Genomic DNA, 9,661 nt, shown 5'->3' on the forward strand with positions numbered 1-9,661 from the left:
GCTCACGGGCAGCTAATCAAAGAGGCGTCGCGTGCGCACGGACCGGGCATTCAACCCCGCGCCGACGGTCGACCGCCTGGGCCGCCTGCCTCCAAACGCTGGCGCGCGGTGTTCAGTCCTGCTCCCACCGGTACATGGCCGGTGGCCGCTGCCAACCCAAAGACCGGCATATCGCTATATACGCTTTCCCTGCCACCCGGAACCGTCTCGTAGGTTTCGTGCCATACGCCGACGTCGCCATCGCCGGCTGATTCGCGCATGAATCGGCGCCAGGTCTCAAGGTCCGGCGCCGACCGGTCGGCCGCGAACCGCTGCAAATCCTCCGGGCTTTTCCAGTAGGTGACCATGATGGTGGTCCGCCCGAACCATTGCTGGTAGCCCAGCAAGCCAGCATCCGGCGTCTTGGCTAGGTAGGCAAGCATTTTGGGCATGGCCGCCCCCACCCGTGCCACCTTCCCGAACTTCCACCACCGGTTCGCACGCATCCCGATCAGGAAGACCGTCACGGGGCCAACCTCGGGATCGGCAGTGAAACGTCCTTTGTGCACCTGCTGTGACATGCGCTTCTCCTATTCATAACACTGTTACAAAACATTGTTATGCAATACTTGTCCCATGGCAAGACCCGTAGTCCACGATGAGGCCCTGCGTCGCAGGCTGCTCGACACCGCAGCCTCCTTGATCAGCCGTGACGGCGTTGCCTCCGTATCGTTGCGCAGTATTGCCGCAACCGCTGGGACTTCGACGACGGCGGTGTACTCGCTCTTCGGGGGCAAGGCGGAATTGCTGACTGCCGTACTTGACGACGGCTTCGCGTCCTTTGCTGCCTCCCAACAAGCAGCAGGCGCTGCCGGCCTCGAAGCATTGGGCCGGGCTTACCGAACCTGGGCGCTGGAGCATCCCGCCCTCTACGGCTTGATGTTCGGCGGCTCGCTGGCCAGCCAAGTGCCGTGTACGCCGACGCCGGGAGCCACTGAGCCATCGATCGCGCCGCTGTTCGCCGCGGTCGCCGCAGCCCTGCCCGGAGCAGCAGATGATGAGATCGCCTCTATGGTCGGCGTTGTCTGGGGCCAGGTCCACGGGCTGGTGTCACTAGAGCTGGCCGGCGCACCCGCAGCTGGCTGGACGTGGGATGCGGCCTACGATGCCGCCATCCGGCAGATCGGCCGATCCCTGGGACGCTACACGTAATTCCACAGTAAATCACCCCCGCTGCACCAACACCGCCTCCCTAAACGGTTGTTTTTGGCTATTGGAGATAGGGACCTTAACACGGCAGTTTGCGTTGCGGGTGGACCAGCAAATCTCCCGAGCGTGACGACGCATCGAGCCGCCCGGGACTGCCGGCTGGGCAGGGGTTTCCTTTCCGGGTCCGCGGGCGAGCCCCACCCGGGCATTGCCGGCAAGGTGCACGAGTGTGCCCACCACGAGAAACGCGGCGAGTACCAGGGCACTGGTGGCGAGGACCGCCGGCCAGCCGCCGTCGAGCCTCGGGTTGAGGAAGTCGTAGGGGTACCAGCCGTCGAGGGCGCCGCGCACCCAGGAGAAGATCAGGAACACCCCCGGGTAGCAGAGCCAGACGAGGGGCCGCCGCCACGGGCCTCGGACGGTGCGCGTGACGAGGAGCCAGTCGAGCCCCGCGACCAGCGGCGCGATGCGGTGGGTGACCATCCACGGCCAGTACAAGTCCAGCGTCCACCACGGTTCACCAGGCGGAGCAACGAGCACCACATAAATAATGCCCGTCATCACCAGGTAGAACGCGAGGGCGCCGAAGAGGTGATCCCACCACTGCGGCAGCCGCGCACGCGGCCGCGCGGCGGAGGCAAGGAACACGAGCCCGAGGACGAGGTTTGACTGGAACGTGAACTGGGAGACGAGCTGGGGGATATCGACGGAATTGCCGGGCTGGGTCGCGTCATATAGCTCCTGCCCAAGGGCCGCGAGCATGGCAAGTCCGGCGCCGCCGCGTACTAGCCGGATCCAGAGACGGTCCGGATGCAGCGCCCGGTTGGCTCCAAGGTTGCGTTGAACCGGAGGACTCAGGGTCAGCACGTCGCTCATGGCATCAGCGTAGTGTTGCGCTAAAGGTAGCCCAGAGTCCAAAGGACCGGATTGCCACCAACCGCCGCCTGATGCCGCCAAGCACATGAGGCGTCCCCATGAAGGATCCTCTTCCGGGCGGCTACCTAAAACTGGAAGTACGCGTCTATGTACGCTCCAAACCCATGCTTATTCGCCGGGCGATATGAGCGGGTAGTCCTAAAGCTTGAGTACAGCTTTGCCTGGTATTGGACAGCTGTTGGGCTTGGTGGGCGGATCCCACGGGACTGGATCAAGGGTCTTCTCAAAGATTGCGGACTGCCCGCCCTTTTCATACACAACCACGTGGACGTTGCTGATCCCAGGCCACACCTCGACTGCATTTTGGGTGGCAGCGTCGAATCGAACCCCCGCAGACTTCTCGAAGCACTCGCTCTTACCCGGACAGTCAATTTCGAATTCCAGGTCGACAGCGGGCCGCCCCATCGCCGAGAAATCAATCGCGAGGACGTTTGGTTCCAGCAACGTGGCACACGACGGCGTGTAGCAGGCCGTCAGAGAAGAAGCCGCCATGAGTAGAAGCGGCAGGAAAGACGCGCGCACGATACGGGGCACCTATTCACGATAAGCCCAGAAACAACTATTGCTATTGCCAAACCAATTTCCCCCGACCGCTGATTGAACACTTGTTGAGATTAGACTCTCAGCAGGGGGCAAAATGACGGGGAAAATTGATGAATGGCCATGGAACCGGGCCTGGCCGTGGATGTGCTTTATAACGCCAATCGTCCTTTTCACTGAATTCCTGTGGATACCGATCGGAAGTTGCTCCGTATACACCGATAACTATCAGGGCGACACCTCCTGTTATGTCGGGCCGCCAGCCGGTTACGCTGCAACATGGGGAATAACAGCAGCTTCCGTCCTATTGATATCAGGTTTCGCAGCCTGCCTCGTTAGGGCTCTTTACCGAGGGAGGCGTGGACACAGAGGAGGCCGTTAGCATCTAAGCGGTTGCCTTGGGGCCAAACTACGGTCAGCAGCTGAGGATCGATACAGCTAGACTCTCAGCCTGTGGGGACCCGGGGGAAAGTAAAGAGCTCACTTAACATTCCGGTTCTGCGCCGGCTGGAAGCCTCCTGCCTGGTTCTTGCGGCTGTGACGGCCGTGGCGCAGCTTGGCGCGCTGCTACTGGTTATGGGTGGGAGTGTTCTGACCTTCTGGGCCATCAGTGGCATCCTGCTGGCCGCATCAGTGATGCTTCGGCTGGTAGCCGGTCGGGCAGTCCGCGGCGCTGCCCTGCCACCGCTTCCAGTGCATTTCCGGCTTTTGCGCAGCCTCGTAGCCTCCGCGGTCTGCCTCATCTGCCTGGGCGGTGCGTTTAGTGACCTGGGCGCCAGCTACCGGGTTCTGAATCCTCCTGCGGCCAACGGTTGCCGTGCCGTCGTGCGCGAGTTTTCTTTTCTCTTCGCCGGCAGCGGTGACGTGTACACAGTCAAGTTTGGCGGGATCGGATTGCGCGCGAGTTCGTGGACCACCGACGACGGGTATGAACCGGTGGCCCGTGGCTCATACACCCTGGACTGGGACGGGAACACTGGAGTCCTCAATCTCCTCGGAGGTATTGACCCGGTATGGCCCGGCATCCATGTGATCCCCTGCAGTTGAAAGATCAGGACGGCCGGAAGCACACGAACATGACGGTCCGGATGCGCCGCTCGGTGAGGTTCGCCACCTGGTTGGCTGTCATCTGCGCGAAATCGTCCCCCAGGAAGGTCGCGAAGGTCACCGGCGGTGGCCCCTCCCTCCGGATTCTGGCGAGCATCTGCTGGAACCAGGCAAGGCTTTCGTCCGATGAGTCGACTTCCGAGACGACATCAAGACCTGCGGACGGGAGGAGTTCGCGCATCTCTTCCAGGGTCGCGGGAAAGCTTGTCGAGGAGTCGGAGGCCCACGGCACCGGATAGTGGACCTCGCCGCCTTCCCCCTGCAGGACGTCGTAAACCACGAACCTGCCACCCGGCCGGAGGAGACGGAACGCTTCCGCATACAGCGCGTGCTTGTCCGGGATGTTCATGGCCACATGCATGGTCAGCGCCGCGTCCACTGACTGATCGGGAAGGCCTGTGGCCGTGGCGTCCCCAACGCGGAAACGGGTCCGGCCGGACAAGCCTGTCCACTCCGAGAGCGCCGTCGCTACCTGGCAGAACTCCGGTGTCAGGTCCACCCCGGTTACCGTGCACCCGGTCAACTCGGCGAGCGTCCGTGCCGGGCCGCCCAATCCGCTGCCGAGGTCAAGCACATGGGAACCGGCGGTAAGGGCGAGTGCTTCGATGATTTCCAGCGTCGCCCTGCGTCCGCGGATGTGGAATTCATCGACAGCAGCGAGGTCTGCCGGCCGCAGCGCCGTACGGTCCACGCCGGCCGCATCCAGGGCAGCACTGATGGCCGCCAAAAGCTGGCCGGGGCCGGTGTAAAAGGCCGAAACCTCATTCATGGCGCCATCCTCACACCGGCTGGCCCCAAGGGTCAACGCGAAGCCCTTGCCAGGTGGGGCGCGGACCAGGAATGGAGCACGACGACGAGGCTCCGTCACTGCCTCAGCGGACGATGAAGACGGCGATCCTCACGGCGTCCGGGTACCGCTCGCCGGTACCGACGGCAACCACGTGGTTGAGCCACGACCATTCTTCGGACGCCGTGGAGAACCGGAGTGAACACCGGAAGTAGATGGCGGCCGGATCCACCGCTTCGCCACGGTTGAGCCTGGCGATGTCCGCCGCCGAGCCATGCCGCAAGGCGCTGTTGTGCACGTGGATCAATGCCCCGTCACTGGTTTCGAGCATATAGCGGGCGTCGAGCTCGGTCAGTTCCGGGCTGTGCAGGAGCTGGAAGTCGGCACCGCCGGGCAGCACTGTGCCGGTGAGCGAGGGCCCGGTTACGGTACCCCCGGTGATCGGCACAATCCTGCGGTGGCCGGTGGGGGCGGGCCCGGCGTCGATGGGCGCCTGCACGTTGACGCTGAGCTGGGCGAGGAACTCCAGCGGCGGCGGGGCGGGCGTCCTCACAGGATCCCCACCGTCAGGCGGCTGGGGAAGGCGGCGCCCACGTGGATCCGCTGGTTGGCGGTGACAGCCGCCCCCGAGTCATAGGCCAGCATGCCGGTATTGAGGTTCCGGTCCCAGCGCGGATGGCAGCTGGAGGTGACCTGGACCCGGAGCCGCTCCCCCGGGGCGAAGGTCAGGGCTGTCTCCCAGAGGCTAATGGTGTACTCGTAGATCCGGCCGGGCTCGATGGGTGCCGGCGGATGCCCCTCCGAGAAAAGCCCGGTTCCGGCATAGGCATCCCGCCAGGACGCGCGGACGATCCCGTCGGCGATCCCCAGGGAGACCCCGTCTGCCGACACCCTGCAGAGCCGGACCACCCAGTCCGTGTCCACGGCGCTCGATGATGCGAAAAGTGTGGCGGTCACGGCGCCAAATATAGTGGTTTGTTCCTCGAACGGCCGGGAGGTGAAGACTGCCACATCGGGGCGCGCCTCGACCGCGTCCTGCCGCGCCGGACCAGCCGGAAACGCGCCGGCCAGCATGGTGGCCCCTCCCGTGGTGGGCACCGGATCCAGGGGGTCGTAGGCGTACTCGACGGCACCATCCTCCGGGGCCTCGCCAAGCAGCTCCCCGCCGGCGGAAAGGAACCACGCCTGTTGCCGTGACGGTTCCGGCAACGCGTCGAAGGCCCGCCAGCGGTTTTCACCCAGAAAATAGACCAGCACCTTGGGGACGTCCGCCATTGCTTGTTCATCCGCTTTGAGGACGGCATCAAACCATGCGGTGTGAAGGGAGGAAAGGTCTCCGTGGCCATCGACAACACCGGCGGAAGCGGCCGCCCCGAAGTGGATGTCCGGGTAGCCGCCGGAGAGGTTGGTGTGCGTCCAGGGCCCCAGGATGAGGCGGGGCTCGATGCCGCGGCGGGTACGGCTGAGGGCCGCCTGGCGGCGGTACTGGTCCAGGGTATTCGGTGCGAAGATGTCGAACCATCCACCGATATGGAGGGTTGGCAGCGGCACGGGTTCGGCCGACGCGGCATCCCACAGCCGGCAGAAGCTGCTTCCCGGATCCTGGCCGGCGGACGGCGTCACATGGGTGCGGAGGAAGGTCCCCACCCGGGGTTCCAGGTCCCGCAGCGGCAGGACCCCGTAGCAGGAACCATCGGCGAAGCCAGCATCCAAGGCAAGCCATTCCCGGAGTTCCTTGCCGCGCCGTTCGGGATCGTCGCCATGCTCACGCATGAGCTCGTTGAGCGATATCGAGGCGTGGCCCCAGGCGAGGCGGCTGCCGAGCTCGTGCGCGCCGCCACGGTACAGGGCACCATTATTGGCGTTGCCGCCCGCCGAGACACCGAGCGCCAGGGCCTTGAGCCCGGCAGGCGCCAGGCGGGCGGCCCGCCACTGGGTTTCCGCGAAGTAGGACCGGCCCCACATGCCAACCGTGCCGTTGGACCACGGCAGGTGCGCGGCCCACTCGACCGTTGCGGCGCCGTCGGACGCTTCATTGACGGACGGCTCAAAGGTGCCGTCCGAGCCGAACCTGCCGCGGCAGTCCTGCATCACCACCACGTACCCGGCCGCCGCAACGGTGACGGGATTGAAGTAGGCCGAGTTGACCGCCAGGTCCCGCCCGTAGGGAGTCCGTGTCAGTAGCACCGGGAAGGTGCCGCCCGGCGCGTCCGGCCGGTAGACGGTGGACCGGAGGATGGTTCCGTCGGTCATGGTTGCTTCAATATCGCCGTCGACGACGACCGGGTAGCGCACGTGCGTGCCTTTCGTTTGCGTTGTGGGTGCCTAGGCTGTGGCGGCAGGCTGCCTGCCAAGGTCTTCGGTTCGGGTACGGTATGTTTCCTTGACCCACACGGCTGTCACCAGGGCGGAAATGAGGCAGCATGCGGCGGTAAACATGGCCACCGGAAGCCAGCCGACGGGGCCGGGCTGGACGATTCCCGCGGCAATGGCGGGCGCGAAGCCTGTCACCACCAGGCCCAGCTGGGATGCGGTGGCGGCCCCCGTGTACCGGATCCTGGTTTCAAACATTTCCGCCGTCATGGAGGGGCCCAGCGGGTTGACCATGCCGTAGCCCACCGTCATGAAGAGGATGGCGGTGGCAAAGATCAGCGGGACCGATGCGATGCTGATTGACCAGAAGAAGGCGAAGGCCGCCACAGCACAGATGATGTTGCCTGTGATGAACACCGGTTTCCGTCCGATCCGGTCCGCGAGGATGCCTGCGTAGGGCTGGACGACGATGCCGAGGGCGGCGGTGACGATGGTGACGGTGAGCATCACGGCGGCGGGAACTCCGAGCTTTCCGGCGTAGGCGAGTCCAAAAGCCGCAAACACCGAGGAGACGACGCTCCACAGGCCGAACAGGATCACCTTGAGGATGGTTGCCCAGTGGTCGCGAAGCACTACCTTGATGGGCAGTTCCCGCTGGCTTCCTGTTTCCTTGGCGGCTTCGAAGACTTCGGATTCGGGCAGGCGGAGGCGGATGTAAAGGCCGATGCCGACCACCAGCAGGCTGGCCAGGAACGGAAGCCGCCATCCCCAGGCAAGAAGTTCCTGTTCAGGCAGGAGTGATACGGCCAGGAAGGCGAGGGACGCGAGCATGATGCCGGCGACGGCGCCGGTATTGACCCAGCTGGCATAGAACGCGCGCTTGTTGCTGGGGGCGTGCTCCATGGTCATGGTCACGGCGCCAACGGATTCGCCGGCGGCCGAGGCCCCCTGCACGGCCCGGAGGAAGACAAGCAGGACCGGTGCGGCCGCCCCGATGGCCGATGCCGGCGGCAGGCAGCCGATCAGGAACGTCGCGATGCCCATCAGGACGAGCGTCAGGACCAGCATCTGCCGCCTCCCAACGCGGTCACCAAAATGTCCGATCACGCCTGCGGCAACGGGCCGCACAACATATCCGATACCGATGGTGGCCATGGACAGCACCATGCCCAGCGACGGGTCGATGCCCGGGAAGAAGATCTTGTTGAAGATCAGGGCTGAGGCTGATCCGTAGATGAAGAAGTCGTAGTACTCAAGGGTGCTTCCGATAAAGCTGGCCATGGCGGCCCGGCGGGCATTCGCGCTGCCTGGCTGCGCTGCTGTGGAAACTGGTGTGGCACTCGGGGACAACGGCGTCACCGGGCCAATGGGACCTGCGGTCATTGCGGATCTCCTGGAAAGTGATGATTCAGCAGGCGCCTGCTGGGGACTGTGCGTGCCGGCGCGGGATGTGGGCCGGATCACTGGGCTAAATGTTATGCGCTTATCAAGACGACCGTCAATAAATGTGCAAAGTAAATTTGCCGCGCCTTGTCAGCCTGCGAAGATGGGGTGTGACTTTTGAGCCGCATCCTTTCCCTGGCGGGCCCACCGAGCCCCGTGTCGCCGCCGAGGAAGTCAACTTCCCGCGCCCGCTGAAGGGCTCGGCGTCGCAGCACCTGGTGGTCACGATGCTGGCGGACTATTGGCGCGACTACACCGGGTGGCTGCCCTCCCGGCTGATTGTGTCCTTGGCCGCGGCCCTGGGCCTCAGCTCCTCCGCTGCCTCGACAGCCCTCAGCCGGCTCGCAGGGCGCGCCGTCCTGGAACAGTCGAGTGCGGGGCGTGCTTCCCGGTACAGGTTCACCCCGGAGGCGAGGGCCCGCCTGGACATCGGGGTGCGCCAGATCAGCGGCTTCGGCTCCGAGGACCGGCCCTGGGATGGCATGTGGACCGTGGTTGCCTTCAGTGTTCCGGAGCGCTCGCGCGAACTGCGCGAACTGCTGCGGAGCCGGCTCAAATGGCTGGGGTTCGCACCCTTATATGGGGCGGTCTGGGTTTCCGCGTGGGACACCGCCGACGACCTGGAGGATTCCTGCCGGCACCTGGGCGTGGAGAACTACGTCATCTTCCGCACCGCCCGGGAAGGGCTCCGCGGGCGGCCGCCGATCGAGGCCTGGGACCTGGACGAAGTACGCCGGCAGTACACCCCCTTCATCAACGCCTACCGCCACAAAGCGGAGACACTGGCCGGTGGACGCCTCCCGGGGGAAGAGGCCTTCCGGCTTAGGACCGAGGTGATGGACGCTTGGCGGGCATTCCCCTGGGAGGACCCCGGGCTCCCCCCGGAGCTGCTGCCCCGCGATTTCCCCTTGTTCGAGGCGCGCCGCATCCTTGTCGCCCTCTACAACCCGTTGCTGGAGGATGCCCGTTCCTACGCGGAGGGGGAGGCTGCGAGGCTGGCGCCCGAAGTGGCCGGGCACAGCAGGGCCTTCGTATTGAAGGGCTAAAGCCACCCTGCGGGTGGCCGCAGGGTCAACGGGAAGCGCGGTTACCAGTCGTGCACGGTGCCGTCGACCAGGCGGTTGTAGGGCAGGTAGGCCTGCTGGTAGGGGTAGGCTGCGGCGGCTTCTTCGTTGAATTCGACGCCGATGCCCGGCTTGTCGCCCGGGTGCAGGTAGCCATCCACGAAGGTCATGGACTGCTCGAAGACCTCGTTGGTCTTATCCGAGTGCTGCATGTACTCCTGGATCCCGTAGTTATGGATCGCCAGGCCCACGTGCAGCTGTGCCGCGAACCCCACCGGGGAAA

General features: G+C 64.9%; 11 protein-coding genes. 3 read left to right on the plus strand and 8 right to left on the minus strand.

Features of this window, described 5'->3' with window-relative positions:
* Positions 1–50 precede the first annotated feature (50 nt).
* Complete coding sequence (locus tag PUN51_RS19330) at positions 51–560, minus strand: DUF4188 domain-containing protein (RefSeq protein WP_275182190.1); 510 nt, start codon at positions 558–560, stop codon at positions 51–53.
* Positions 561–615: 55 nt separating this feature from the next.
* On the opposite strand from PUN51_RS19330, the gene PUN51_RS19335 reads away from it, so the two are divergent.
* Positions 616–1,191: a TetR/AcrR family transcriptional regulator gene (locus PUN51_RS19335; RefSeq protein WP_275182191.1), complete on the plus strand. Its 576-nt coding sequence runs from the start codon at positions 616–618 to the stop codon at positions 1,189–1,191.
* A 12-nt stretch (positions 1,192–1,203) separates the two neighbouring features.
* Here PUN51_RS19335 and PUN51_RS19340 read toward each other — a convergent pair whose 3' ends face one another.
* Together PUN51_RS19340 and PUN51_RS19345 are read right to left on the minus strand one after the other, a co-directional pair.
* Positions 1,204–2,064 carry a Pr6Pr family membrane protein gene (locus PUN51_RS19340; RefSeq protein ID WP_275182192.1) on the minus strand — a complete coding sequence of 287 codons (861 nt, stop codon included), beginning with the start codon at positions 2,062–2,064 and terminating at the stop codon, positions 1,204–1,206.
* Between the two features lie 198 nt (positions 2,065–2,262).
* Complete coding sequence (locus tag PUN51_RS19345; RefSeq protein WP_275182193.1) at positions 2,263–2,658, minus strand: hypothetical protein; 396 nt, start codon at positions 2,656–2,658, stop codon at positions 2,263–2,265.
* Between the two features lie 459 nt (positions 2,659–3,117).
* Between PUN51_RS19345 and PUN51_RS19350 the strand changes: the two genes are divergently transcribed.
* The gene (locus PUN51_RS19350) at positions 3,118–3,711 is read left to right on the plus strand and encodes a hypothetical protein (protein ID WP_275182194.1); all 594 of its coding nucleotides are present in this window, start codon (positions 3,118–3,120) and stop codon (positions 3,709–3,711) included.
* 4 nt (positions 3,712–3,715) lie between these two features.
* Here PUN51_RS19350 and PUN51_RS19355 read toward each other — a convergent pair whose 3' ends face one another.
* The 4 genes from PUN51_RS19355 to PUN51_RS19370 all read right to left on the minus strand — a co-directional run bounded on the left by PUN51_RS19355 (position 3,716) and on the right by PUN51_RS19370 (position 8,254).
* Positions 3,716–4,540 carry a class I SAM-dependent methyltransferase gene (locus PUN51_RS19355; RefSeq protein WP_275182195.1) on the minus strand — a complete coding sequence of 275 codons (825 nt, stop codon included), beginning with the start codon at positions 4,538–4,540 and terminating at the stop codon, positions 3,716–3,718.
* A 103-nt stretch (positions 4,541–4,643) separates the two neighbouring features.
* The gene (locus tag PUN51_RS19360; RefSeq protein WP_275182196.1) at positions 4,644–5,111 is read right to left on the minus strand and encodes a DUF3237 domain-containing protein; all 468 of its coding nucleotides are present in this window, start codon (positions 5,109–5,111) and stop codon (positions 4,644–4,646) included.
* Complete coding sequence (locus PUN51_RS19365) at positions 5,108–6,853, minus strand: CocE/NonD family hydrolase (protein ID WP_275182197.1); 1,746 nt, start codon at positions 6,851–6,853, stop codon at positions 5,108–5,110. The genes PUN51_RS19360 and PUN51_RS19365 overlap by 4 nt, the downstream gene beginning before the upstream one ends.
* Before the next feature lie 30 nt (positions 6,854–6,883).
* Entirely contained in the window at positions 6,884–8,254 is a 1,371-nt protein-coding gene (locus PUN51_RS19370; RefSeq protein ID WP_275182198.1) for an MFS transporter, read from the minus strand.
* A 170-nt stretch (positions 8,255–8,424) separates the two neighbouring features.
* Between PUN51_RS19370 and PUN51_RS19375 the strand changes: the two genes are divergently transcribed.
* On the plus strand, positions 8,425–9,360 hold the full coding sequence (locus PUN51_RS19375) for a PaaX family transcriptional regulator (RefSeq protein ID WP_275182199.1): 936 nt from the start codon (positions 8,425–8,427) through the stop codon (positions 9,358–9,360).
* A 41-nt stretch (positions 9,361–9,401) separates the two neighbouring features.
* Here the strand turns inward: PUN51_RS19375 and PUN51_RS19380 are convergent.
* A partial coding sequence (locus PUN51_RS19380; RefSeq protein ID WP_275182200.1) for an enolase C-terminal domain-like protein occupies positions 9,402–9,661 on the minus strand: 260 nt, incomplete at its 5' end.

Origin of the sequence: Arthrobacter sp. NQ4 (genome assembly GCF_029077345.1) — a bacterium.
In the GTDB taxonomy this organism is placed as follows: domain Bacteria; phylum Actinomycetota; class Actinomycetes; order Actinomycetales; family Micrococcaceae; genus Arthrobacter.